A 25901-nucleotide genomic window follows, 5' to 3' on the forward strand; every position below is an offset into this window, starting at 1 on the left:
AATTTGTCCGATAATAAAATGGAGCGCAGACGCGTCTCAGGCCATCACGGAGCGCGTGTCCTGCAACGCCAGTTCGACCAGCGCGTGCATCGCCGCTTCGGAGGCGGCGGCATCGCCGGCAATGATCGCGTCGCCCACCCGCACATGGTCGGGCACCGGGTCGCGCGGCAGCGCGCGACCGCGCTGTTTGAACTGGGTGGTCCAGTTGACTGCGGCGCCGATACTGGCGCTGAGCGTGATCAGCACGGAATTGCGCGAGGCGCGCAAGACCGCGTCATGGAAATCACGATCGGCGGCGCGCCCCGCCTCGGTCGCGAGCGTATGGCGGCGCATCCGGCCGAGCGCATCGCGCATGGCGCGGATATCCTCCTTGTCGCGCCGCTCGGCCGCGAGCCGTGCCGCAGCCGGCTCGACGATCGCGCGCAACTCGAACAGGTCGCGGACATAGCCGATATCGGGCTCGCCCGAGAACGCCCAGGCGAGGACATCGGGGTCGAGCAGGTTCCAGCGGCTGCGCGGCAGCACGCGCGTGCCGGCCTTGGTCCGGCTTTCGACCAGCCCTTTGGCTGTGAGCACCTGAACCGCTTCGCGATACGCGCTGCGCGACACGTTGAGTGCGGCGGAATTATCGACTTCCCCGGTCAGTCGCTCGCCGGGCTGGATCGCTCCGCTGACGATCGCGGTACCCAGATAATGCGCCACGGCACCGCGCAGTCGCCTGCCCGTACCCCGGCCGGTCTGCGGCATGCCGTCGTCCTGATCCCCGATGTCCAACGACCCTCTTCCCGCGACATTCGCCCTTGTTCATCATGGGCATAGCATATTCGCGGCGCAAAGCATCAGCCCGGCATTGCTTGGGTTAAATGTCAGACTAATATTCGCGACTCGTCGATCCTGCGAACGCCAGACATCCGTCAGTGGTTGTCGCGCGGCAGGCCTTGGGTCTGGGCGATGCGCTGGAAGCGCTCGGCACCCTCGAGGATCGCGCCGCTTTCCATCTGGCCGACCAGCTTGCGCTGGATTTCCTGCCAGGGGGTCTGCGAGGGCGGAAAGCGATAGCCGCCCGCTTCCGCCAGTACGCGGCGGCGCTCGGCCAGCTCGGCGCTCGGGATCAGCACATCCGCAGTGCCCTTGCCCAGATCGATGCGCACCCGGTCGCCGGTGCGGATCAGCGCGAGCCCGCCCATCGCGGCAGCCTCGGGGCTGGCGTTGAGGATCGAGGGAGAGCCGCTGGTGCCCGACTGACGGCCGTCGCCGATGCACGGCAATGCATGGATGCCCTCGCGAATGAGATAGGCGGGCGGACGCATATTCACCACCTCCGCCGCGCCGGGATACCCAACCGGACCTGCGCCGCGCATGAACAGCAACGTCTCGGGCGTGATGCCGAGCGCCGGGTCGTCGATCCGGGCATGATAATCCTCCGGCCCGTCGAACACGACGGCCGGGCCCTCGAAGGCGTCGGGATCGTCGGGGTTGGAGAGGTAGCGGTCACGGAACTCGTCGGAGATCACGCTGGTCTTCATGATCGCGCTTTCGAACAGATTGCCGCGCAGCACGATGAATCCTGCGGCGTCCTTGAGCGGTTGCGCGAAGGGGCGGATCACCTTTTCGTCTTCGATCGCGACGCCACGGCAATTCGCGCCGATCGACTTGCCGTTCACGGTGCCGGCGTCCTCATGGATCAGGCCTGCATCGATCAGTTGGCTGACCACCGCGGGCACGCCACCGGCCCGGTAGTAATCCTCGCCCAGATACTCGCCCGCCGGCTGGAGATTGACCAGCAGCGGCACTGCGTGCCCCTTCTCCTGCCAGGCATCGATGGGCAGATCGACGCCGATGTGGCGGGCGATCGCAGCAAGGTGGATCGGTGCGTTGGTCGATCCGCCGATCGCCGAATTGACGACGATCGCATTTTCGAATGCCTCGCGCGTCAGGATATCGGACGGCTTCACGTCCGCGCGCACGAGCTCGACCGCGCGCAGGCCGGTCTGATACGCGACTTCCTGCCGGTCGCGATGCGGGGCAGGGATCGCTGCCGATCCGGGCAGCGACATGCCCAGCGCTTCGGCCAGCGAGTTCATCGTCGTCGCCGTGCCCATGGTGTTGCAATAGCCGGTTGAGGGGGCGGAGGACGCGACGAGGCGGATGAACTCGTCGTCGTCGATCTCGCCCGCCGCCAGCATCTGGCGCGCCTTCCACACGATCGTGCCCGAGCCCGTGCGCTCGCCCTTGTGCCAGCCGTTGAGCATTGGTCCGACCGAGAGCGCTATGGCGGGAATGTTCACCGTCGCCGCTGCCATCAGGCAGGCGGGTGTCGTCTTGTCGCAGCCGATCGTCAGCACCACGCCGTCGAGGGGATAGCCATAGAGCGCCTCGACCAGCCCGAGATAGGCAAGGTTGCGGTCGAGCCCTGCGGTCGGGCGCTTTCCGGTCTCCTGGATCGGATGGACGGGAAACTCGATCGCGATCCCGCCTGCGTCGCGAATCCCCTCGCGTACCCGTTCGGCAAGGACGAGGTGGTGGCGGTTGCAGGGGGAGAGGTCGCTGCCGGTCTGCGCGATGCCGATGATCGGGCGGCCGCTGCGCAGTTCCTTGAGGCTGAGGCCGAAGTTCAGATAGCGTTCCAGATAGAGCGCGGTCATGTCGATATTATCGGGATTGTCGAACCAGGCGGCGGACCGCAATTTTCGCTCTTCGGTCATCTCGTTCCAGAAGCTTGAGGCAGGCACGCGAGCCAAACCGCCGCGGCCGGGCTGTATGTCCGCCATGATTGACGATCCATTGAGCTGGCATATAGTCTGATAAATAATCGGGCAAGCGGCGATCGCTGTGCCTATCCAGGGAGGGGTTCGAATGGCGTTCCAGCAACCGGCCGGTGCCGTGCCCGCGGCGCCGGCGCCCGAAAGCTACCGGCGCGCCCTCGCGCTGCTCGCCAGCCTGTTCTTCATGTGGGGCTTCATCACGGTCATCAACAACACGCTGCTGCCGCACCTGCGCAGCGTGTTCGACCTCGACTATACCCGCACCACGCTGATCGAGAGCGTGTGGTTCATCGCCTATTTCGTCGCGTCGATCCCGTCTGCCAGGCTGATCGAGCGGATCGGCTATCAGCGGTCGCTCGTCGCCGGGCTGCTGGTGATGGCGGCGGGATCGGCGGGGATGATGCTGGCTGCCAGCATCCCCTCCTACGGCGTGACGCTGGCGATGCTGTTCGTGATCGCGAGCGGAATCACGCTGCTCCAGGTCGCGGCCAATCCCTATGTAGCGGTCGTCGGCAGGCCGGAGACGGCCTCGTCGCGCCTTAACCTAGTGCAGGCGATGAACTCGGCCGGGACGATGCTCGCGCCCGCATTCGGCGCCTGGCTGATCCTCGGGCGGTCGAAAGGCGGTACATCCGAAGCCGGCACCGTGCTGACCCAGGCCGAGCGGTTCGCCGATGCGCAGTCGGTGATCCTGCCCTATGGTCTGGTCGCCGTGGCGCTGGTCATGCTGGCGCTCGTGATCGCGTGCTTCCCGCTTCCCGCCATGGGCGCCGCAACCCGTCGCCTCGCGAAGGAGGAGCGCCGCAACCATTCGCTCTGGAAGCATCGCAACCTCGTCTTCGGCGTGCCGGCGATCTTCATCTACCTGATCGCCGAGATCGGCGTCGCGAACCTGTTCGTGAACTTCGTTAGCCAGCCCGATATCGCGAATCTGACGCATGAGCAGGCGGGCCATTACCTCACCTTCCTCTGGGGCGGCATGATGGCCGGGCGCTTCGCCGGGAGCGCGCTGATGCAGCGGTTCGACGCCGCTCATGTGCTGGCGGTCTTTGCGATCGGCGCGTTCGCGGTGATGCTGGTTGCGACCTTTGCCACCGGTCCGACAGCGATGTGGGCGCTGATCCTGGTCGGCTTCTTCCACTCGATCATGTTCCCCACGATCTTCACGCTGGGGATCAGGGGGCTTGGCCCCCTCACTGAGGAAGGTTCGGGACTGCTCATCATGGCGATCGCCGGGGGTGCCCTGGTGATCGTGCAGGGCTGGCTGGCCGACCAATGGGGGCTCCAGCTCTCGTTCCTGCTCACCGCGGCATGCGAAGTGTACGTGCTGTTCTACGCGCTTTGGGGGTCGCGAACGGCCCCGGCGTAGCGCGCGCCACGCCGCCATGCGTCCATCTGCCGCGCTGCTCCACCCGGCGATCATTATAGTCTGACAAAATACTTGACCCCTCTCAGCGGTCGTGTGAATTGTCATATTATATGAATCGCGTCGCACAGGCGCGTCAGGGAGAGGGAAACACCGCATGCGTCTTCACACCCATCTTCTCGCGGGCGGTGCGCTCTGCGCGATGATCGCCACGATCCCCGCTGCGGCGCAGGACGGCGGCGCCCCGGCGGACACTGCCGAGGCCGAAGTCATCGTTACCGGCATCCGCGGTTCGCTCCAGTCGGCGCAGGGGCTGAAGCGCAACGCCGATCAGGTCGTCGATTCGATCGTCGCCGAGGATATCGGCAAGCTGCCCGACGTGAACGTGACCGAGGCGCTTCAGCGCGTGTCGGGCATCCAGGTCGGCCGCGATCGCGGCGAGGGGTCGGGCATCACGATCCGCGGCCTGTCGCAGGTCGCCTCGACCTTCAACGGCCGTTCGGGCGGAAGCGGGCGCGGCGTCGATCTGGAGAACATCCCGGCCGAGCTGATCGCGCGCGTCGATGTCTACAAGACGCCCTCGGCCGATCTGGTCGAGGGCGGCATCGGCGGCCTGATCAACGTCGTCACCCGCAAGCCGCTCGACAAGAAGGGCTTCACGCTCAGCGGTTCGTTGCGTGGCCGCTATTCGGACCTGGCTGACAAGGTCGATCCGATGGCATCGGCGCTGGTCAGCAACAGCTGGAATGTCGGCGACGGCGAGTTCGGCATCCTCGTCGCCGGATCGTTCCAGCAGCGCGCCTTTGAAAGCCATGTCGTCAATGTCGGCGCGCCGGTGGGGCAGCCGGGCATCGGTACCGGCGTCGCTTCGCTCTCCGAACAGTACCAGCCGGTGATCAACGCCGACCGCCGCCGCATCGGCATCGACGCGGTGATCCAGTACAAGCCCAACCCCGATCTCGAATTCTACGTGCAGGGCACCTATCAGGACGCCAACCAGCTGCAGCAGCAATATGGCGCCTATATCCGCTCGCTGCGCAACCGCAGCTTCGTGCCGGGGTCGGTCGAGTATTTCAGCGGCACCCGGGACGTCAGCAAGATCGCCTTCACCAACGTTCCCGTCCGCACCTTCGGCGCCGACCGCGACGCCTATGAGGAAAGCTGGCAGATCGCCGGCGGCATCAAGTACGACGCGGGGCCCGCACACCTGTCGATCGACGCGGCCTACACCCGCGGCAACGGCCAGCTTTATTATACCGAGCTGAACCTCGACACGACCGCGCCGCGGGTCGATTTCGACGTCACCACCTTGCCCGGATCGGCGCGCGTCAGCGGGGTCGATCTCACGAGCCTCAACAGCTTCGTGATTGCCGGGCTTGCCCGCAACATCAACCTGTCGAAGACCGAATCGAAGCAGCTGCGCACCGACGCCTGGTTCGAAATCGACAGCAATTTCCTGAAGTCGATGCACTTCGGCATTCGCTGGACCGATGCGGACGTGACGCAGGATCAGCTGCGCTTCTCGCAGACGCCGAGTTCGGGCGGCGTGCCGCTCCAGGCCTCGGCCTATAGCGATCTGTTCGTGCTCAATCCGCTCGACCAGATGTTCGGCGGCACCGATCTGATCGAGCAGAATTTCTACGCCGCGAACCACAACCTGCTCGACGGTGATGGCTTCGACACCGTGCGCCAGCGGCTCGGCATCACCGCGACCGCATCGTTCAACCCGCTGTTCGGGTACAAGATCGGCGAGAGCACGCTGGCCGGCTATGTGATGGGCAAGTTCGAGGTCGATGGGCCAGTGCGGATCGACGGCAATGTCGGCACGCGCATCGTCCGCACCAACCTCAACGTCAACGGCACGCGCGCCACCTTCACCCAGCGGCCGGGCACCGGCACCGGGTCGACGAACCCGGCGGTGTTCGATCAGACCGGCTACGCCCCGGTGCAGATCGATTCGCAATATGTGAGCGTGCTGCCGAGCGCGAACGTCCGCATCCGCTTCACCGATACGCTGCAACTGCGCCTCGCCGCGGCGAAGACGCTGACCCGGCCGGGCTTCAGCAGCCTGTCGCCGACGCTCTCGCTGGTGCCGGGGCAGCGCACCGGGTCGGCGGGCAACCCCGACCTGCGTCCGCTGCGCGCCAATCAGCTTGACGCCAGCCTGGAATATTATCCGTCGAGCACGACTTCGCTCTATGTCGCCGGCTTCTATCGCGAGATCGAGGATTTCCTCGTCACCCGCACCAGCCCGCAGACGATCGACGGGATCGACTACAGCATCAGCCGGCCGACCAACGAGCTGGGCGGCAAGGTCAAGGGGTTCGAGGTTGGCGGCCAGACCTTCTTCGACTTCCTGCCGGGGCTGCTCGGCGGCTTTGGCGTGCAGGCGAATTACACCTTCGTCGACAGCAAGACCGACACATCGGTCGCCGGTCTTCAGACGCCGATCGCGAACCTGTCGAAGCACAGCTTCAACACCAGCCTGATCTACGAAAAGGGCGGGCTGTCGGCGCGGCTCGCCTATAACTGGCGCGACAAATTCTATTCGAGCCTGCTGAGCAACGACATCGTCACCAACGTGCCCGTCTATACCCGCGCGCGCGACTGGCTGGATGCGTCGATCGGTTACGACATCACCGACAAGATCACCGTGACGGTCGAGGGCGGCAATCTGCTGCGCTCGAAGACCCGCACCTATTTCGGCGTGCCGACCCGTCCGGGCAATTACGAGCAGGACGCGCGGACCGTGATGGCCGGGGTGCGCTTCACCCTCTGAAGCGCCCGCGAAAACAAGTCCCCCCTCTGGTCCCCGCGGGTTCAACCGCGGGGATTTTTTGTGGGTTGGCGACAAGCCTTCGCTCCGGGCGTCATCCGGCCCTTTTGTCGCGGCTATTCGACCTTCACCGTGTCCGCGAACACCACCCGCACCGGGCCGAGCAGCCCGGAGTCGAGCAGCGCCTCATGCGGCTGGTAGAAGGTCCAGGGGGTGAAGGTGACGCGCCCGCCCGCAGGCTTGCTCTTGCCCGCCTTGTACCAGTCGGGAAGCGCGGTGATCTTGCGCGCCATAACATCGGTCTTCTTGCCGTCGACGGCGATGCGCTGGCCGATCGGCCACTCGCCCTCGACGAACGCACCCTCTTCGGGCAGCGCGGCATCGGCGATCATCCGGTTGGCCCACAAATTGGTGACCGCCAGCTCGATCGCGTTCGCCCCCGGCTTCACCGCATCGGTGATCTCGACATGGTACGGCTCCTTCCAGGTGACGCCCAGATCCTTGCCATTGACCTTGACCCCGGCGAGCACCTCGACCCGGCCAAGGTCGAGGAAGATGCGCCGGCCCTTGCGGATCGCGTCTTCGGGGATCTCGATGCTGCGGGTATAGGTCGCGGTGCCCGAAAAGTGGCGCACGTCCGCATCGGCATGGCGGCTCAGCGAGTATAGTCCGGGCAGGCTGATCTGCGCGGGCGCGCCCCGGCCGGGCTGAAAGGCGACATCCCATGGGCCAGCGACCGCGATCGGCTCGGGCACTTCGGCCTTGAACTTGCCGCCGTCGCTGGTGGTGTAGGCGCCGCTTTCCCACACCAAGGCCTGCAGATCGCCATAGCGGTCGCGCGACACCTCGGCGGGTGCGGTCGCCAGCACCGGCGCGGGCGGTCCCGCGGCTGCCTCCGCTGCGATCTCATCGGGCGTCAGGACGCGCGCCTCGGTACGCGCGGGGGTGAAATTGCCCTCGAAGAAATAGGTGACGCCCACGGGAGCCGGCGCATCGCCGCCCCCGGCAAAGACCGTGCGGCCGCTCTTCTTGCCGGTGCGGACATGCTTGCCGTTGAGGAACAGCTTGGGCGTACCCTTGTCATAGACCAGCGCGACATGGGTCCAGCCCGCCACCGGCATATGGCTGACCAGCACTGCGGGCACGCTGTCGGGCGCCGCGCGCTCGATCACGAAAGCGCCGTTGCGGCCCAGCGCCAGGCCCGCGATGGCGGTCTTGGCCCCATGAATGTCGCGGCCCGATCGGGCCGGGATCAGATAGTGTTTGCCGGTCTCGTTGATCCGCCCCTCGACGCTTTCGTCGGGCATCAGGCGCAAGTCGATATCGGGCTTGGCCCAGAGCGAGATGGTGAAGCTGTTCGACGGCGTCTTCGCGGCAGGGGCGGGTGCGGCGGTCGTATCGACGAAGCGGACCCCGTTCTTCGCTACCCAGTCGATCCGTCGCGCGCCCGCTGCGAAATCGAGCGTGACGAAGGTGGAGCCGGCCGGGGAGAGGTCGAAGGTCACCTCGGTCGCGTCGCGCTCGGTCTTGAACAGCGTGGCGCGGGTGACGTTGCCGGTCTCCGCGTCCCACAGCGACGGCGCGGCGCTGCCGACGCGGAAGGTGCAGGTGACGCGCTCGGCCCGGCGCTGGCGGTTGGCGACGAAATAGATGTGGGTCGGCCCGGCCTTGCGGTGGAGCCAGGCGACCTGGCCGTCGGGGGTCGCGGTGCGGCACTCGGCGTCGGGCGCGACCTTCAGCGCGGTCAGCGCGTCGCCGACCGATCCGCCGGGGAACACCCGGCCCGCGCCGACCTTGCGCGCCGCCTTGCCGTCGCCCCAAACCGCATCGACCGCGGCGCGGAAGGCGGAGTCATTGTCCGCCTTGCCCGCCAGCGTCATCGGATGCGTCGGCTTGGGGCCCAGCACCGCCATCCCGGCCTCGACCAGCTCGCGCACCTTGGCGGCGAGCTGAGGCGTCATGCTGGCGATGTCCTGCGGGATGACGAGCAGGCGATAGGTCGCGCCATTGGCCAGCACGATCCGCCCGTCCTTTACCTTGGCGCGGGTCAGCAGCACTTCGGCATTGACCAGGTCATATTGATAGCCGGCGGGCACCTGCGGATCGAAATGCACGCCGATCTTCGGATGGGTGTCGGGCGACACTTGCGGGCGGACATATTCGGACTGATTGGGGCTGTCCTCGCCAACGAAGTACAGCACGTCGGCGACATGAATGCCCTGCCGCAGCATGTACTGGCTGCGCGACAGATATGTCATCCACGGCTTGGCCTGCGGCACCCAGGTGTTGGACGCCTCCAGGTTGATTCCCCACGGCCCCATCGCCATGCCGGGCATCGCCTTGGGGTTGGCCTGGTGCGCCCAGCGGTGGAAGAAGATCTGGTTGAACCCCTGCGCGAACATCTGGTCGCCCAGCGTCTTCATCGCATAGGGATAATCCTGCCAGCGGCTGGTCTCCGCCTCGCCGGTGAAGGCCTCGGCGGCGATCACGTTCTTGCCGTAGACGTGCCCGGCAGAGGCGACCATCTTGACCGTGCGGTTGTCGGTCCAGGGCGTGCGCGACCAGAATTCGGTCATCGGTACCTGCGCCCGGCCCGACACCTGAAGCGCGTCGAACGCGCCGGGGCCATAGCCTTCGACATGGAATTTGAGACCCGCGTCGTTCACGCGATGCTGCATCCGGCCATAATAATTGTCGGCCATCAGGTCGGCGAGGGTACGGCGGAAGTCGAACAGGAAGCGGTTGGAGACGTCGAGGTCGCCGACGATCCGGCCGGTCAGCGCGGGCAGATATTGCGTGATCGCGTAACCGTTGCGCTTCTCGAAATCGGCGGGGAGGGCGGGCGTCCAGTTCTGCATGCCCGCCTCGAAACTGTCGATCTCGACCATGTCGAACGCCTTGCCCGCCAGCGGCCCGGCGGCCTTCACCACCTTGGCTAGGGTGCTGTCGAACTGGTGATCGACCGCGGCGGTGCTGAGCTTGTCGACCTCCAGCCCGCGCCCCGAATCCGAAGCCGCGACGTTGAGCTTGCCGGTCGGGGTATGGCCGAAGCGCAGCACGGTCCATTCGCCCGCGGGCGGGGTCCAGTTGAGGGTGCCCGCCGCATCGACATGGGCGCTGATGTCGATCACTTGCGCCGGATCGATCGCATAGCGTGCCTTCAGGTCGAGCGGCGGCTTCTCGACCGGTGCCGCCATGACGAAGTCATGCTCGGCCTTGGTGTCCCAATTGTCGATCCGCGGCGTCGCGTAGAGCAGCGCCTCGGCGAGCTGGACCGGGGTGGAGGGGGTGATGCGGAACATCGACGCCTCGACGCTCGGGAAGTTGAGCGTGCCGGGGGATTCGATCCCGCGCTCGGCGCCGACATTGACCCGGCCGATCCGCGACCAGGTGATGCCGTCCGCCGATGCCTCGATCGTCGCGGAAAAGTTCGGTGCTTCCTTGACGGCATAGAGCGTGATCGACTGCGCGGCGAAAGGTGCCTTCATCGTCACCACCAACGGCGCGGTGGGCGATACCTCGACCGCGCTGTGCAGGTCGCGGTCGGTGAGCGTCGCGGGCACGACGGAGGCGCCGGCCTCCATCGTCTCGACCGCGTCGCGATAGGCAGTCTCGTCGCCGGGCGATGCCGGGAAAGCGATCACCGCGGCATCGCGGTAATAGCCCTGCTTGGTATAGGGCTGGGGGAGTTGCACGCTGACCGGCGCGATGCCGTCGCCGGTCACACGGGCTTCGGTCCATACGATCTGCTGCATCGCCTGTTCGGGCCGGATCCACGGCCCGCCGGACGACGACCAGCCCGGCGCATTGTGCAGCCCGACCTTGAGGCCAAGCTGATCGGCCTTGCCCATCATATGGGTCATCAGCTCCAGCCATTGCGGGCTGAGATAGTCGACCGGCCCCTTGGGCACGTCGTTGCTGCCGTCGAACATCAGCACGCCGCCAAGCCCGATGTCGCGCATCGTCTGAAGATCGGCGTCGATCCCCTCCTTGGTGACGTTGCCGTTCATCCAGAAATAGAGCGTGTGCGGGCGCACCTCGGGCGGCGGGTTGCGGAAGGCTTCGGGATCGGGCGGAGCGTGCGGACCGCGGTCCTGGGCGAGGCTCGGGGTCATGCTCGTAGCCGCCAGCGCAACCCATGCCGTACCCATCGCCCAACGCGCGATCCGTGTCATTCCGCTCTCCCTTTTGCGGCCTTTTCGGCCTGCCCTTTAGCCGCCCTTGCGAACGGTTTCGAAGAAATCCTCGCCGCCCATCTGCCCGCCCTTGAGCACCAGCTCGAGCCCGTCGATCGCCGGATCGGCTGAATGGGCACGTACCAGCGGTGCACCGCGCTCGACCGGCGCTGCCCAGGTGAGTGCGTCGATACCGAGCTGCGCGACGCCATGGCTCGACGTATCGCCGCCCGCGAACAGCACGCGCCTGAGGCCGGCGCGGCGCACCACCTCACGCGTGACGCGGCCCAGCGCCTGGCCGAGTTTCGCGCCAGCAGCAGGCGCGTTGCTGTCGAGCGGTCCTTCCGCTGAGGCGATCAGCGCGCGGTTGCCCTGCGCCAGCGCAGTGAGCGCGGCATCGGCGAGGCGGGCTTCCTCGGCGGACGATCCTTCGAGCAATGCGGGCACATCGGCGCGCGCGGCGGTAAAGCCGTCCGCGGCGCTGCGTGCGATCTGGCGCGCAGTCACGGGGGAACAGCTTCCGCTCACCACCAGCAGCCGATCGACCTCGGCGGCGCGGGTCACGGCGGGCTTGCCGTTGACAATCCCCGCGGCCTGCCACGCCAGCACCAGCGCGCGCGTCACCCCCGAACTGCCCGCGGCGAAGCGGATGCAGCGCGAGCGAAGGACCGCGCCCGTCGCGGCAAGATCGGCAAAGGTCGTGCCGTCGAACAGCACGGCGTCATTCCCGCGAACCGCGTCGAACGCGGCCTCGGCCTCGCCCGATTGAATCCGGTCGAGGGGGACATGGCCGATCGTCGCATCGGTCTGCGCGGCCAGGTGCCGGATCAGGTCGGCCTCGTGCATCGGCGTCACCGGGTGGCGCGACATGGTCGGGTGGCGGTCGATACGGTGCACCTGTGCGCCCGCCGCCGCGAACAGATTGGCAAAGGCGACGTAACGGCCAAGATGCGGCGCTGCGACCACGATCGCCGCCGCCGGCCTGCCGAACGTCCGCACGCCGATGTCGAGCGCGCGGCCGATCGAGCCGACCTGCGGCGCGCTGTCGAAAGTCGAGCAGGTCTTGTAGTGGACCAGCGCCGCGTCGCCGAGTGCGGCGAACATCGCGGGCAACTCCGCGTCCATCCATTCGGGCGAACGGCTGCGCGCATCGCTGGCGATGCCGATCGCGCGGGCGTCGGGAAAGCGCGCGCGCAGCGCCGCATCGGGCGTGCGCAGGAACAGCACTGCGGGCACGCCGCCCTCGGCCAGCTGCTCGAGCACGTCGGTCGATCCGGTGAAATCGTCACCGATGAAGGCGTAGAGCGGGCTCACCCCCCGAATGCGCCGAGCGCTGCCTTCAGTTCCGGCGCGTCGTTCGCGGCCTGCTCGACCGGCACGCCCGCGACCGCGGCTTCCCATGCCTGCTGCAGCGCGCGCACGCCTGCGGCCGGGCCACCGGGATGCGCCATGATCCCGCCGCCCGCCGCGAACATGCAGTCGACGCTGCCCAGCGCCGCATAGGTCGGCGCGGCCTGTTTCGCCGACTGGCCCGAGGAGAAGACCGGCATGATCTCGCAGCCCTTGTGCGGGGCCGGGAACATCGGCGTCAGGCACTCGCGCGCCGATGCGATCACGCTCTCGTTGCTCTCGCAGAACTTGTTGTCGATGCCGTTGACATGGGTGTGGTCGATCCCGGCGAGGCGCCACAATTTCTGGAAGGCGATGTAGCTCATGCCGATCGCGGGCGAGCGGCCGAGCATGCCCCAGCCATTGCGATGACCATGGATCGGCAACTGGCTATGCGCGCGCAGCATCTTCATCGCGGGCAGGCCGATCGAGTTCATGCTCGCCATGATGCAGGTACCGCCCTCCGCCACGACATGATCGTGGCGGGCGAGCATCTCGTCGATCTCGCCGGTCAGATTGGCGGCGAACATCACCTTCTTGCCGGTCTTGTCGGCATGGTCGTTGATGACGCGCATCACCGCGCTGATCCGTTCATCGAACGGGCAGTGCGGGCCGTCGGCCTGCAGCTCATCGTCCTTGATGAAGTCGATTCCAGCCTCGACCAGCGTCCTGACCTGCGCGGCGGTCGCTTCGGGCGACATGCCGACGCTCGGCTTGATGATCGTGCCGATGATCGGGCGGTCGTGGACGCCCGCCAGTTCGCGCGTACCGGCCACGCCGAATTGCGGTCCCTGATAGCGGTCGAGGAAGGCGGGCGGCAGCGTCACGTCGATCAGCCGCAGCCCCGAAAAGGCCTTCAGCTCGGACAGATTGCCGTTGATCGTCGCCAGCAGATTGGGCAGCGACAGCCCCATGTTCGCGGTCGGCCACGAAAGCACGGCCCGGGCGCGGCGGCGCTTGCCGTCCCAGTTGCTGGGCAGGCCCGATCCGGGGAGAGAAGGCTCGGCTACCTCGCCCAGCTCGACCAGCTCCTCGACCCGCGCGGCATGCGCCTCGCGCAGCGCGTCGGTCTCGCCCGGCACGCGGACAAAGGTGCCGGTCGATTGCTCGCCCGCCATCGTCTCCGCGGCTTGCTGGAGCGGAAAGGCAGTCTCGATCTCGTAGGTGGCGGTGACGCGGTCCATTCAAAATCCCTAGGACATGATTAGGCCGCCATCGACATTGATGGTCTGGCCGGTGATGTAGCTGGCGTCCGCGCTGGCGAGGAAGGCGACGAGCGCGGCGACGTCGGCGCCGGTGCCCGCGCGCTTCATCGGGATGCCCTGCACCCATTCCTCCATCAGCGCGCCGGGGGCATAGTCGCCCATCAGTCTGCCCCATTCGCGATCGTTATAGTCCCACATGTCGGTGTGGATGATGCCGGGGCAGATCGCATTGACGGTGATGCCTTGCGTCGCGACTTCCTTGGCGAGGCTCTGGGTCATGCCGACCACGCCGAACTTCGACGCGGCGTAGTGCGGGGTGAAGATGAAGCCGTCGCGGGCCTGTCCCGACGCGGTGTTGATGAGGCGCCCCGGCTTGCCGCGCGCGCGCAGCCGCCGGATCGCTTCCTGACAGCACAGGAACGCGCCCTTGGTGTTGACCGCAAGGTTCAGATCCCATTCGCCCTCGGTCAGATCCTCGACCTTCGCGATGGTGATGACCCCGGCATTCTGCACCGCGATGTCGACGCCTCCGAACGCTTCGGCGGCCTCGAACAATGCCCGCACGTCATCGGCTTTGGTCACGTCGCAGCGCTGCGCGACCACGCCGGTGCCATAGCCCGCCAGCGCCTGCTCCGCCGGCGACAGGTCGGCCTCGATCGCACCGATGACGATGTTCGCGCCTTCCGATGCGAACCGTTCGGCGATGGCGAGGCCGATCCCCTTGTTGCCGCCCGAGATGACGGCGCATTTGCCCTCGAAGCGGCGCATCACGCCGTCTTGAAATAGGTCGCCGTGCGTTCGGTATCGACCGCATAATAGGGCACGAACACCAGGTTCCGCTGGCCGACCTTCGCCCGATAGGATTCGGGATGGCCTGGCATCGGGGTGAGCGCGCCCGGCAGCGGGATCGTCTCCTGATCGATTCCGTCCCACGGGTTCAGGCCGACATACATCACCGCGCCGCGCATCACCGCCTGCAGGTTCGGGTTCTCCGGGTCGATCGCCAGCGTGCGCAGCGGCTGCGGGATGGTCAGCTCGACGATGTCGCCCGCCTTCCACAGCCGGCTGACCGTGGCGAGCTGGCCCGGCGTCGCCGCCTGTGCCTTGCCATTGACCAGCAGTTTCGCGCCCTTGGTCCAGTGCGGAATGCGCAGCTTCAGGGCGAACCGGCCATTGCCCGCCTTGCGCACCTTGAGCTTCACGGTGTCGGCGACCGGATAGTCGGTCTCCTGCACCAGCTCGACCGCGCCGCTCGGGCGGTCCCAGGTCACTTCGGACGGGGTGTAGAGGTTGACCAGCAGGCTGTCATCGTCGTGGAAATAGGCGTTGAGCACATAGTCGGCGACGCCCTGCACCAGCGTGCCCGAACAGCACGGCCATTTCTGGTGGTAATAGCGCTTCTCGCCCTTGGCACCGTAGTCCGAATAATAGGGATAGCCGCCGTCGCTGTCGGGCAGGCGCGTGGCGAGCATGGTGTTGTAGAGCGATCGTTCCAGCCCGTCGCCATATTGCGCCTCGCCGGTGAAGCGGATCAGGTAGCGGGCGAGCTTGAGGTCCGCGAACGCGCCGCACGGCGTCTCGAAATGCGCCTTGGAGGTCTTGAGGCTCTTGGCGAGGTTGCCCTGGCCCAGCACGACGAACTGCTCCTCCGGACCCCAGCCGCCCGAGGCGAAGCGCTGGGGCTCCATGAACTTCCACGCGTTGATCAGCGCTTTGCGATATTTCTCGTCGCCCAGATGCAGATAGGCCTGCGCGCCCGACGCGTTGCCGATGGTGTGGCTGTAGGCATGCTTGGTCGGCAGCACGTCCTCGCCCGCGGCGAGCGGGTCGAACCACTCCTTATTGAGCAGATAGTGCACCGCCATATCGTGATACTTCCTGTCGCCGGTGATCTCGGCGACGTGGAAGAGGTTCTCGGAAATGACATAGGTTTCGTCGTACGGCGGCTCGGTCTTGCCGATGCGGTCGCGCGATACGGGCGAGATATATGGGCGGCACTTCTCGATGATGATCGGCAGCAGCGTCTTGGCCTGCTCGACTCCGCTCAGGCGATACGCATCGACGAGGCCGACGACATATTTGTCCATGACATAGGCGGCCCACTGCGCCTGTGCCTTGGGGCCGGCATAGGGGTTGGTCGCGGTGACCATCGCCTTGCCCCATTCGCTGACCAGCAGCTTGACCTTGTCGTGCGCCGCCTGATCGCCGGTCGCTGCGCCATAGCGCGCGAGGCCGGAGATATACTGCCCCATCGTCAGGCCGGCGACGAAGCCATCCCTGTCGTACCAGCCGCCCATGTCAGGGCCGGGCGCCGGCAGGCCGGCATTCTGGCGGAACACCTTGAGAATGCGGTCATTGTCGAGCGCGAGGAAATGCGCGTGGATATGGTCGAACTGACGCTTGATGCGGCCGCCGGTGAGCTTGACCTTGCCGTACGCGAACTCGCGCATCGCTTCCTTGCCCTTGAGCGCGCTCGAAGCCTGGCCGGAAAACGGGGCCGCGGCGAGTGCGTTCGCGGGCAGGGCACCCATCCCGGCTGCGGTGGTGGCGCAGGCGGCGCAGTGCATGAAATGTCGCCGCGACAAGCTGTCAGTCATCCAATCCCTCCATAGGCGTCGGCTCTCCTTTCGAATCCCTTCGGATTCGCGAAGAATTGAAAATATAATAGTACTATTACAATTGGAGCGCAACCGATCGAAGGCCGGCGGGCCGATATTCGGGTTTCCCTGTTCGGCCTGTTAGGTCGTGGACCCATAAACGGCCCCTTTCGGCACGAGGGCCGAATGTCCGAAATGGGTGGAAAGCGGTCGATGACGACGATAGCCTCATGCAGATGTCAGCATATAGAGAGATAGAAGAGGTTGCGGTGCGACCGAGCCATATCAATGGCGGAGAAGCTGGCTGGGGCTTCACGATGTGGAGTTCCGAGATTGACGACGATGCTCCGCACAGATCGTTGTTAGAACGGTTTGCAGCTACGTATCCCGAGGCGGGCATTGAACTGCCGCCCTTTCAAAACTTGGAAGACTACATCGAGGCTACCGCATCATGGTGCGGGGGTGCCGTTTCCATCTACTACGAAACCGTATTGAGCTATTTATGGCTGTGGTCTTCCGACCGTGAGGCACTGCGGTCATTTCGCGCTGCGCTTTTGCCCCTCACCGTCTGACCTAAGCGTCCGCAAAGGAGTCGCTTACTGCCAGTCCGCTTTTGGCTCGCGGCTCTCGCGCCAGAACGACCGGAAAGGGAGGTTAGCTGCCGTTCACGATCGCGGGTTTCAGCCCCACCAGCATCGCTTGTGCCTCTTCACGTTCGTACTGGGTAATGTAGTCAGAAGCGTTCGCAGCGGCGAGGCACCGAAGGGCCGCCTGCACGTCCTTTCGGACGCCTGTGCCGCTCAGGTAGCATTTCGCCATCTCAAGCTGCGCGCTACCGTCGCCTGCCCGGGCAACTCGCTCGTACCAGCGAAACATCGTCCGCTTCTTCCCCATCTCGCGGTAGAGTGCCGCAATGTTCGTAGCTGCCGCATGACTGCCGCGCTTCCAAGCCTTCCGATAGAGCGCCATCGCCATAGCTTTGTCGGCCGCGACGCCTTCGCCGACATCGTACATATAGCCCAAAGCTTGGAGGCACATGGCATCTCCAAGGGCCGCCCCTCTCTCGTAGCATTGCAACGCATGAGCGAAATTACCCGCTTCTGCTGCGTTGTATGCAATTCGGAGAAGCGCATCGGTATCCGGCATGACCCGCAATTGGCATTTTTTTGAGCGCAGGACCAATGACCGCAACGGGGTCGCTTCGGGAAAGGCCGCTTTTATCAGTCCACGGCCTGGCCGGCCGTCACCCCCGCCTTGTGCCCGGGTCCAGCGGGAGGCGAGTGCAGGACGGGAGGCTCGAGCGAATTGGTCGGGAAGCCGTGGACCTCGGCACAGGGCCGGGGTGACGGTGGAGGGGTTGGTCCTGGAAGCCCTTCGAAACCTCTATTTGCGGCGCTTGGCCGTGCTCTTCTCGATCCGCGACACGCCGTGGCCGATGATATCGCGCATGGCGCGCGCGGCGCGTTCGCCGTCGCCGGCTTCGATCGCGTCGACGATCTGGGCGTGGCCGCGGACGCTGGTCTGGTGTTCTTCGGCCTCGTTGACCGGCGAGCTCATCCGGAACGACGCCATCAGCGCGGTCTCGATCACCGCCGAGAGCGATCGCATCAGCGCATTGTCCGATGCACGCCCGATCGCCTTGTGGAACTGGAGGTCGGCCTCGGCGAAATCGCGCGCGCTGTCGGTCGCGTCGCGCATCCCCGCGAGGTGACGGCGCATCTCGGCCAGGTCCTCGTCGGTGCGGCGCTCGGCCGCAGCACGGGCGGCGGCGGACTCGATCGCGACGCGGATCTCGGCCAGGTCGCGCAGGAACGCCATGTCGAAACCCTGGCTCACCTTCCACGCCAGGATGTCGGCATCGAAGTAATTCCAGTGCGAACTGTCGAGCACCGTGGTGCCGACGCGCGTCTTGGACACGATCAGCCCCTTCGCGGTCAGCGTCTTGAAGACTTCGCGCAACACCGTGCGCGAAATCCCGAACCGCGCGAGGATTTCCGCCTCCTGCGGCAGCTTGGCACCCGGCGCGATGACGCCGGAAAGGATCTCGTTACCCAGAGTCTGCGCCACCTGATCGTGGCTGGAACGGATGTTGCGCGCGAACCGGCCGAAACGGGGTTCGTCCTTCTCGCTGCCCTTCTGTTCGTTCACCCGTAACACCCGTTCCTGCTCCCCTTGCCGGTTCGCGCGCGCCGTCCGTTTCAGGAGAGCGGCACGTGGCCGGTCTCTCTGTATGCGGCGAAGCGCTGCGCTTTTCCATCCGCGATTTGTTCCGCGTACCGGCCTCGAATGAAGCGGGGCGCTCCGTCATGGCCAGACGGCCGTGACGAAGCGCCCCTTAGCCGCGCCGGGGAGGGGTGGCAGGCGGCTGTCAGAAGCGGACCCGGACACCCGCCGAGACGCGGCGGCCCGTGGTACGGTACTCCTTGGTGCGGTCCTCGCTCATCGAGTAGAGGAACTCCTTGGCATTGTTCAGATTCACGGCGTCGGCAAAGATGGTGAAGTTCGACGTGACGTCATAGGCCAGGCTCACATCGAGCTGGCCGTAGCCCTTGAAATATTCCTGCTCCGAATTGCGGCCGATCGCGGTCTGGAGGAAGTCGTCGCGATAGGTGTACGCGACACGGGCCTGGACGCCATATTTCTCGTAGAAGCCGACAAGGCTGTACGAATATTCCGAAAGACCTTCCAGGCTGTAGCTTTGGCCTGCGACGATGCTGGGATATTGCGCGTCGGACTCGGTGTAGTTGAAGCTGGTCTGGACGCCGAAGCCATCGAATGGTGCGGGCAGCCAGTTGCCGAACGACTGGCGGTAGCCGACCTCGAAGCCCTTCACGGTTGCGCCCTTGCCATTGGCAGGCACGGTGACGCGGAACTTGATCTGATCGACGATCTCGTCGGTCGTGACGGTGGTCACGAACGAGCCGATCTTCTTGTAGAAGGCGGCAACGTTGATCAGCGAATCCCGAGCGAAATACCATTCGGCACCGAGCTCGACCTGATCCGCGCGGAACGGCTGCAAGTCGGGGTTGCCGCGACGGATCGTCTCGTTGCCCGGATTGGTCTGGACCGACATGCGCGGGGACAGGTCGGTCAGCGTCGGGCGCGTCATCACCTTGGATGCGGCGAAGCGGAGGATGAGATCGTCCGTGACCGAAAGCCGCATGTTGAGCGACGGGAGCCAGTCGTCATATTTGCCGCGGAAGTTCACCGGAACGGCCGTGGGGGTCAGGATGATGTCGTTCTGACCGGTCGGGTTGCCGTTCGCATCGAGCCGCGGACGGGCGCTGACGATCGTGCGCGACGCACCCGAGGAGGTGTAGTCGGTATTCTCGTAGCGCAGGCCGAGGTTGATCACGAGCGGCATGCCCGCGACTTCGGTATCGAGCGAGCCCATCAGATAGGCCGATTTCACCTTCTCGTCGATCACAGAGGAAGCCGTGGCCGAGCGGACGGCGGGGTCGAAGACGAGGCCGTCCTGGGTGGCGAACTGGTCGACCTGGCGGACCAGCGCATGCGGATCGTAGATCAGCCAGTCGCGCAGGATGTTGCCGTCATGGCTGGCAAAGAAGTTGCGGCCGGTTGATTCGAACAGCGAAGCGGGAAGCACGCGATCGGATCCGCAATAGCGGCATTGCTGATCGAACGGCGTTTCATAGCCGTCGATCGACTTGATCCGGCTCGATGCCATCACGCCGGCGGTCAGCGTCAGATTGCCGCCGCCCGGCTTCCATTCGACGTCGGCCTTGTACTCCTCGATCTCGTCGTCGCCGTCCGATCCGCCGCCCCAGATATAATAGTGCGCGGTCACGCCCTGCGGGTTGGTCGCGGCGTTGGCGTAATTGGGGCTGGTGAAGCCGTAGTCGTAGATCGGGCTGCCGCTGCGGCGGTCGAACCAGTGATCGATATTCTTGCGGCGGATGGTGGTGAACAGGTTGTTGGCGTGCCCGCGCTTGCGCGCGTCCGACAGCGACATGTCGAGCCCGACCTTGAGGTCGTCGGTCGGGCGCCAGTCGACATTGATGCCGAACTGGCTCGTCGTCACGTTGCGGTCGTCATACTGGATGATCTGGTCGACGAAGCCGCCGACATAGCGCTGGTACACCGCTTCGCCGCCGGTCTGGACGCCGTTGACGATGCTGCCGCCCTTCACCACCTGCTCGACCAGGGTGCCGCCCGAGAAATCGTAGGCGAGACCGGTCTGCTGTTCGATGAAACGGGCCTTCGATACCAGTGCGTCGATCGTTACGGTCAGCTTGTCGCTCGGGCGCATCTGCACCGCGGCGTTGAAGCCCCAGCGGGTCATTTCGCGCTCGAAGAAGAAGGGCGACAGGTTGGACGGCATCGAGACGCCTGAGAAGGGCGTGACACCCGGCCCGACGCGCGCGCCGGCGACGCCGCCGGCGGTATAGTAGCTGTCGGTCGACGAGCGGCGGACATGGCCCGCACCGATGGTGAACTCGTCGATCCGGTTGTCCTGCTTGGCCCAGACGCCGGCCAGTGCGACGCCGAAGGTGCCGGCATCGTTCTTCCAGCTTGCCACGCCCGAGAATTCGGGGTTCCAGCTGTCGGCGATCTCCGACCACATGCCGGTCGCGGCGCCGGCGAACTTGAAGCCCGTCTTCTGGTCGAGCGGACGCAGCGTCTTGACGTTGATCGTCGCGCCGATCGACGATCCGTTGAGGTTCGCCTGGGGCGATTTGTACACATCCGCGCCCGAGATGATCTCCGACGGGATCACGTCGAACGAGAATTCGCGGCCGTTATTGTCGGTCGCCAGCGTACGGCCGTTGACGGTGACGGCATTGAATTTGGGGCCGAAGCCGCGGACGGTGACGTAGCGGCCCTCGCCGCGATTGCGCTCGATCGTGACGCCGGCGACGCGCTGGAGCGACTCGGCGACGTTCTGGTCGGGCAGCTTGCCCAGATCCTCGGCGACGATCGAATCGACCACGGCGACCGCATTGCGCTTGATGTCGATCGCGGCGCGCTCGGAAGCGCGGATGCCGGTGACCAGGATTTCCTCTTCCGCTGGTGCGGCTTCCTCGGCCGCCGGCGCGTCCTGCGCAAGGGCGGGCTGGGCCAGCGTCAGAGCGCCTCCGGCGACAGCACACAGCAACAGGGCACGGCGAAACTTCATCTTCCCCTCCTTGGAGATCCTTGTTTGACGCGAGAATGACGCAAGCCAATCCGTATGTCAAATTATCATAATACGTATTATAAATTGGCGCTCAGCGCACTCCACGGATCGGCAGCACGCACAATGCCGATCCGAACACGAAGACCACCGCCACCCAGAAGATCGCGCGGTAGTCATTGGCGAACAGGTACAGCAGTCCTGCCGCCATCAACGGGCTGATGATCTGGGGAATGTTCACCGCGGTGGTCAGGATGCCCAGGTCCTTGCCCTCGTCGCCGAGTGCGCTCTTGGGCAGCACCTGGGTCATCAGCGCCATGTCGATCGACATGAACAAGCCGTATCCGACCCCGATGATCGCGGCATAGGCCCACATGCCCTGCATGCTCGGCGCTGCGAGCGGCGCGACCATCGCGCAGCCCATGATCAGGCTGCCCAGGATCACGAAGGGTTTCCGCGCCTGGTATCTGTCCGAAAGCCAGCCCGAGATGAGCGAGGAGGCGACGAGGCAGATCAGCGTGACGACCGCCATATTGGCGATGGCGACGTTCGACGCCTCGTTGCCGAGGCCGATATAGTCGCGAAGGATATAGAGCAGATACGCGGCGACCGCCTGATATCCCATATAGATGAAGAAGCGGCTGGCGAACGCCCAGGCGAAATCGGGGTGCTCGCGCGGATTGATCCAGAAACCCTTCAGAAACTCCCGCCAGTGCACCGGCCGGTGAGGTAGATGGTCGCTCCGCGGCTCGCGATTGATCGCGACGAAAGCGAGACACGAGGCGGCGATAGCGCCCGCGAACAAGCCATAGGCGAGCACGCGTTCGCCCGCGAGGTAGCCCGCAACGACGGTGCCCGCGGTCAGTCCCGCGGTCATGCCCGCACCGACGATACCGCTCACGGCGCCGCGGTTTTCCGGCGCGAAGCGGTCGGCGATCAGCGTCGTCATCGCCGGCTGCATCGAATTGTAGGCGACCGCCGCCATCACCCACAGCACCATCAGCGACCAGAAGCTGGTCATCCACGAAACGCCGAACAACGCTGCCGACCCGATCAGCGATCCGATCGCGATCCAGGGCGAACGGCGGCCCCAGCGGCTGCGCGTGCGGTCGGAAAGCGCGCCCGCGATCGGGGTGGTCAACGTCGAGAAGACCGAGGTGATTCCGAACATCAGGGCGAGGTTGCCGACCTTCGACGCCTCGTCGAACTCGGCGATCTGATTGGGCAACAGCACGCCCATCACGCCGCTGTAGAGCGCCATCAGCAGGAAGAAATTGACCATCAGCGACAGCTGCAGCTTCGTGCGCTGCGGCCCGAGCACGTATGCGGGGTTGGTGTCGGCGGCGCTGGCCATGGTCTCTCCGGTGATCGCTTCTTCTGCTTCCGTCTGGTCTTACTCGGCCGCTTGCGGCCCATCGGGCACGAGCCGCAGTCCCGCGTGGCGCGGGCGCCGATGCGGTCCGCCGCTGCTGTTCCAGCCGGGTGCGGCGCCATTGGCAAGCGCTGCCTCGTCGATCTCGATTCCCAGGCCTGGCGCATCGCCCAGGCGGATGCCGCCATCGGTCACGACCTGGTCCACTTTCAGGCCCCTGGGCGCGTTCCAGTCCTGTACTTCGATCCCGATCATGTTGGGCATCGCCGCGGCGGCATGCGCCACCGGGTTGGCGTTGTAGCCGACCGGAGAGACGGGCAGGTTGCGCGCATGCGCGGCGGTGGCGACGCGCAGGAAATGGGTGATGCCCCAGACGCTGCCGGTCTGGACGACGTCCACCGCCCGTGCATCGAACAGCGGCGTGAACTGATCGAGCCCGGTCAGATTCTCGCCCGTCGCCACCGCGGCGCGGCAGGCGCGCGAGATGCGGGCATGGCCTTCGGCGTCCCAGCGGCGCACCGGCTCCTCGATCCAGGTGAGGTCGAGTTGCGCCTCGATCTCGGCGAGATGACGCACCGCCTGCTTGACGTTCCAGGCCTCGTTGACGTCGAGCATCATCGCGGGGCGGCTGGTATTGACCGACAGGATATCGCGCGCCGTCAGCAGCCGGCCGATGTCGCGGGCGGTGTCGCGGCCGCCCTTGATCTTGGCCGAGGAAAAGCCGCGCGAGGCCCAGTCGCGATAATGCGCGGCGAACGCATCGTCGGGCAGGCCGTAGCACAGGCCCGAAGCGTAGCCGGGTACGAACCGGTCGAGCGCGCCGAGCGTGCGCCACAGCGGTTCGTCCGCCATCTTGGCCTTGAGATCCCACAGCGCCATGTCGATCGCGGCGATCGCGCCATAGGTTGCGCCGGCGTGGCCGCTCTTGAATACATGCGCCAGCATCGAATCGTAAAGCGCGGTCACGGCGCGCGGATCCTGCCCTTCCACAGCGGGAAAGACGCGGGCGATATCGACATGCTGGCCGAGCCCGATGCCGGTCAATCCGCCATCAGTCTCCAGCAACAGGATCGGTACTTCGGTGACGCCGCTCTCGACCACCCCGTTCACGTCGCCCACCGGCCGACCCCAGTCGTGGGTCGTAGTCAGGCTGCGATATCCGGTGATCTTCATGCGTGGTGAGGCCCCTATGCCGGGCATTGCTTCCGCCCGCTGTCGAAACATAGTATGTATTATCTTTCTAAATCCGCAAGCCCCCGCAAACCGCAACCCCGCGGAACTGCAAGCCCTTGACGGATCGGGCTTTCCGGCTTCACCCTTTCTGTACGAGGGCGTACAAGAGTGATTGGGAAGCGAACCGGGTGAGCGAGACAGGCGAATGAACAGCGAAGCAACGGCCGCGCATCAGCGGGTCCGCCGGCGCCCGCGCCTGTCGACTGCGGTGGTCGAGGATCTGGTTAATGCGATCGTCATGGGCACCTATCCGGTCGGCACCGCGCTGCCGCCCGAAAACATGCTGTGCGAGATGTACGATGTCAGCCGCACCGTGGTGCGCGAGGCGACGACGGCGCTGACCGAGAAGGGGCTGGTCGTCTCGCAACAGGGGCGCGGCACGATCGTGCGCGGCAGTCGCGCGTGGAACATGCTCGATCCGATGATCCTCTCCGCGCTGTTCCAGGGCGAGGAGGGGCTGCGCTATCTCGACAATCTGTCCGAGATCCGCACGCTGCTCGAATCGGCCATGGCGGCGAAGGCGGCGGCGAACGCCACGCCCGAAGCCGTCGCAGAACTCGCTGCCCAGATCGACAAGCTCGAAACGCTGGTGACGATGCCTTCGGCCTATGTGGTCGAGGATCTGCGCTTCCACGACATCATCATGGATATGTCGGGCGATCGCCTCAGCAAGGCGATCATCGACGGTATCCAGTCCGAAGCGCTGCGCACCCATGGCTATTCGGGCAAGCTCAGCGTCGAGCATGTCAAGCTGACCCATGCCGCGCACCGCAGCGTCTATGAGGCGATCGCCGCGCGCGATCCCGACCGCGCGTCGAAGGCGATGCGCGAGCATATCGCCGGATCCTGGGAAAAGCGGCGGGCGCAGCCGCGGGGGTAGCTCTGGAAGTCGTCACCCCAGCAGTTTGTTTCTTGGCGGATCTCAGGGCCGCCGTGCCATCGCGCGAATGACCGGAAGGGATGGAAAGTGGTCGCAACCCCTCTCCGTCATCCCGGCCTTGTGCCGGGATCCACGGCGCCCCGGGGCGATGCGATCAAGCCTTTTCCCTCCTGCTCGCCTCCCGGTGGATCCCGGCACAAGGCCGGGATGACGGTCTATGCGCAATGGCTGCAATTAATCGCTTCCTGCCAGTCCGCTTTTGGCCGCCGCTTCACCCCCTGGAACGACCGAAATTGGGGTGGAAAGCTGCCGTTCGCTTCTTCTCCCTCTCCCGCTGGCGGGAGAGGGCCGGGGTGAGGGTCTTCTTCTTCTTCTTCTTCTTCTGCCTTCGCTGAGGACGTGACCCAAGCGGTTGGATGGAAACGAACAAGAAGACCCTCCCCAACCCCTCCCGCAAGCGGGAGGGGCTAAGAAGTGCGAATGTCCGAATGGGGGGTCGCTTGCCGACAGTCGGATTTTTCAGCGCCGGTTCCGGTATCGGACAATGGGGAAGCCCCATCCTCCGCAACTGCCCTGGCGGATCCCGGCGGGAAGGCCGGGATGACGGTGTCGGCTAGGCTTGCTCCGCCAGTGCGTAGATCCGCTCCATCTCGACCCAGGTCTGATCGGGCGCGAAGGGCAGCGATTTCTGAAAGCTCGCCATCAGCGCGTCCCATGCCGCGACCTCCGGATTCGCTTCGTCCCGCAGGCGCTTCACCTCGGGGTCGGGCGCGCGATCGGTGTCCTGTTCCATCACCATGAACATGCGGTCGCCGATCAGCCAGATTTCGAGCGACTCGACTCCGTCGGCACGGATCGCGGCATTCACCGCGGCGGGCGGCCCGCCGGGCTCGTGCCAGCGGCGATAGGCGGCGATCAGGCCGGGATCGTCGTGCAGATCGACGGCAAAGCAGCGGCGGACGATTGGCATTCTACGATTCTCCGGAACGTCGATTGACGCGTTGCGCCA

The 25901-nt window shown here is 65.7% G+C and carries 17 protein-coding genes; 4 read left to right on the top strand and 13 right to left on the bottom strand.

The genetic code is table 11. The annotated features are described in order from the left end of the window. Positions 1–36: 36 nt before the first annotated feature. Both BDW16_RS13075 and BDW16_RS13080 read right to left on the bottom strand, forming a co-directional pair. Complete coding sequence (locus BDW16_RS13075) at positions 37–747, bottom strand: FadR/GntR family transcriptional regulator (protein WP_100362870.1); 711 nt, start codon at positions 745–747, stop codon at positions 37–39. Between the two features lie 167 nt (positions 748–914). Beyond that, positions 915–2705 (bottom strand): IlvD/Edd family dehydratase, encoded by a 1791-nt coding sequence (locus tag BDW16_RS13080; protein WP_066571872.1) that lies wholly within the window; start codon positions 2703–2705, stop codon positions 915–917. 151 nt (positions 2706–2856) lie between these two features. Between BDW16_RS13080 and BDW16_RS13085 the strand changes: the two genes are divergently transcribed. Next, complete coding sequence (locus tag BDW16_RS13085; RefSeq protein ID WP_066571863.1) at positions 2857–4134, top strand: sugar MFS transporter; 1278 nt, start codon at positions 2857–2859, stop codon at positions 4132–4134. 154 nt (positions 4135–4288) lie between these two features. Continuing rightward, positions 4289–6910, top strand: a complete 2622-nt coding sequence (locus tag BDW16_RS13090) for a TonB-dependent receptor (protein WP_066571861.1) — start codon at positions 4289–4291, stop codon at positions 6908–6910. 113 nt (positions 6911–7023) lie between these two features. Here the strand turns inward: BDW16_RS13090 and BDW16_RS13095 are convergent, their stop codons facing one another. Genes BDW16_RS13095 through BDW16_RS13115 form a run of 5 tightly spaced genes read right to left on the bottom strand, consistent with a single transcriptional unit; the run spans position 7024 to position 16273 of the window. Further along, on the bottom strand, positions 7024–11082 hold the full coding sequence (locus BDW16_RS13095; protein ID WP_066571859.1) for a glycosyl hydrolase: 4059 nt from the start codon (positions 11080–11082) through the stop codon (positions 7024–7026). Positions 11083–11118: 36 nt separating this feature from the next. Beyond that, entirely contained in the window at positions 11119–12396 is a 1278-nt protein-coding gene (locus tag BDW16_RS13100; protein ID WP_066571857.1) for a four-carbon acid sugar kinase family protein, read from the bottom strand. Then, complete coding sequence (locus BDW16_RS13105) at positions 12393–13655, bottom strand: ribulose-bisphosphate carboxylase large subunit family protein (RefSeq protein WP_066571850.1); 1263 nt, start codon at positions 13653–13655, stop codon at positions 12393–12395. The genes BDW16_RS13100 and BDW16_RS13105 overlap by 4 nt, the downstream gene beginning before the upstream one ends. 9 nt (positions 13656–13664) lie before the next feature. Then, positions 13665–14444 (bottom strand): SDR family NAD(P)-dependent oxidoreductase, encoded by a 780-nt coding sequence (locus BDW16_RS13110; protein WP_066571841.1) that lies wholly within the window; start codon positions 14442–14444, stop codon positions 13665–13667. Next, positions 14444–16273 (bottom strand): beta-L-arabinofuranosidase domain-containing protein, encoded by a 1830-nt coding sequence (locus tag BDW16_RS13115; protein ID WP_083954092.1) that lies wholly within the window; start codon positions 16271–16273, stop codon positions 14444–14446. Before BDW16_RS13115 ends, BDW16_RS13110 begins: the two co-directional genes overlap by 1 nt. Positions 16274–16503: 230 nt before the next feature. Here BDW16_RS13115 and BDW16_RS21115 point away from each other — a divergent pair, with 230 nt between their 5' ends. Next, positions 16504–16845, top strand: a complete 342-nt coding sequence (locus BDW16_RS21115; RefSeq protein WP_125958838.1) for a hypothetical protein — start codon at positions 16504–16506, stop codon at positions 16843–16845. Between the two features lie 82 nt (positions 16846–16927). Here BDW16_RS21115 and BDW16_RS13120 read toward each other — a convergent pair whose 3' ends face one another. From BDW16_RS13120 to BDW16_RS13140, 5 genes are all read right to left on the bottom strand, one after another. Beyond that, positions 16928–17419, bottom strand: coding sequence for a tetratricopeptide repeat protein (locus BDW16_RS13120; RefSeq protein ID WP_100362761.1), 492 nt, complete (start codon positions 17417–17419; stop codon positions 16928–16930). A gap of 237 nt (positions 17420–17656) precedes the next feature. Then, positions 17657–18421 (bottom strand): FadR/GntR family transcriptional regulator, encoded by a 765-nt coding sequence (locus BDW16_RS13125; RefSeq protein WP_083954091.1) that lies wholly within the window; start codon positions 18419–18421, stop codon positions 17657–17659. Positions 18422–18641: 220 nt separating this feature from the next. After that, positions 18642–21410, bottom strand: coding sequence for a TonB-dependent receptor (locus tag BDW16_RS13130; RefSeq protein ID WP_083954090.1), 2769 nt, complete (start codon positions 21408–21410; stop codon positions 18642–18644). A 91-nt stretch (positions 21411–21501) separates the two neighbouring features. Beyond that, complete coding sequence (locus tag BDW16_RS13135) at positions 21502–22761, bottom strand: MFS transporter (protein ID WP_066571836.1); 1260 nt, start codon at positions 22759–22761, stop codon at positions 21502–21504. A 39-nt stretch (positions 22762–22800) separates the two neighbouring features. After that, positions 22801–23952, bottom strand: a complete 1152-nt coding sequence (locus BDW16_RS13140; RefSeq protein ID WP_066571833.1) for a mandelate racemase/muconate lactonizing enzyme family protein — start codon at positions 23950–23952, stop codon at positions 22801–22803. 205 nt (positions 23953–24157) lie between these two features. Between BDW16_RS13140 and BDW16_RS13145 the strand changes: the two genes are divergently transcribed. Beyond that, entirely contained in the window at positions 24158–24892 is a 735-nt protein-coding gene (locus tag BDW16_RS13145) for a FadR/GntR family transcriptional regulator (protein WP_066571831.1), read from the top strand. A gap of 613 nt (positions 24893–25505) precedes the next feature. Here the strand turns inward: BDW16_RS13145 and BDW16_RS13150 are convergent. Then, positions 25506–25862 (bottom strand): L-rhamnose mutarotase, encoded by a 357-nt coding sequence (locus tag BDW16_RS13150; protein ID WP_066571828.1) that lies wholly within the window; start codon positions 25860–25862, stop codon positions 25506–25508. Positions 25863–25901 lie beyond the last annotated feature (39 nt).

Origin of the sequence: Sphingomonas koreensis (genome assembly GCF_002797435.1) — a bacterium.
Classification (GTDB): Bacteria; Pseudomonadota; Alphaproteobacteria; order Sphingomonadales; family Sphingomonadaceae; genus Sphingomonas; species Sphingomonas koreensis.